The organism is Neisseria sp. P0021.S007 (assembly GCF_051956855.1).
On the sequence record NZ_JBQCXA010000187.1, the window covers coordinates 1 to 980 of the forward strand.

General features: G+C 49.6%; 1 protein-coding gene. It reads left to right on the forward strand.

The window, feature by feature from the left end; translation table 11 throughout:
- Window positions 1-249 precede the first annotated feature (249 nt).
- Window positions 250-980, forward strand: a 731-nt coding sequence (locus tag ACTHUR_RS12100; RefSeq protein ID WP_440398732.1) for an HD domain-containing protein, incomplete at its 3' end; no start/stop codon positions are given.

Below are 980 nucleotides of genomic sequence, written 5' to 3' on the forward strand. Positions count from 1 at the left end.
CATCTCCTTCTTGATAAAAATTATTACTTGCTTTGATATTATTCCCAATATTTTTTCACTGCAAGCACATTTACACGCTAATTGTTTGTTTTATTTTGATGTTTATATGTTATTGCAAGTTGGGTAGCCCAGGCCGTCTGAAACAAGGCTTCCTGAAACATAGTGCCGCATTCGCATACAAATCTAGGGCTGTCGGCAAGAAACTGTTACAATGGCAACGTTTTTATCAAAAAGAAAAAAACGCACGCCATGACCACTATTCGCCAAACGCCCCAAACATCGAGTGCAACGCTGGAAGGCCTCCTCGCATGGTTCGACGGCTATGTTGCCGCGCTGCCTGATCCCGATAAAAACCTAATTCAGACGGCCTTTGACCTGTCTAAAGAACATTATCCTGCCGATGCCCTAACGACTTACGGCGAGCCTTTAATGGAACATTTTCTCGGCTCGATGCAAATCGTCAGCGAACTCGACTTATTGCCCGATGCCGTGGCCGCTACGATTTTGTCCGACATCGGCAAATACGTTCCCACTTGGCGCGAATTGGTTACCGAACGCTGCAACAGTACCGTTTGCGAGCTGGTCAAAGGCGTGGACGAAGTACAGAAACTGACCCAATTCGCCCGCGTAGACAGCCTTGCCACGCCGGAAGAGCGCGCCCAACAAGCCGAAACCATGCGTAAAATGCTGTTGGCGATGGTTACCGACATCCGCGTCGTCCTGATCAAACTGGCCATGCGTACGCGCACCCTGCAATTTTTAAGCAACGTTCCTGACAACCCTGAAAAGCGCGCCGTTGCCAAAGAAACCCTCGACATTTTTGCCCCGCTCGCCAACCGCTTGGGCGTGTGGCAACTCAAATGGCAGCTCGAAGATTTGGGCTTCCGCCATCAAGAGCCGGAAAAATACCGCGAAATCGCCCTGCTTTTGGACGAAAAGCGCACCGAGCGCCTCGAATACATCGAAAACTTCCTCAATAT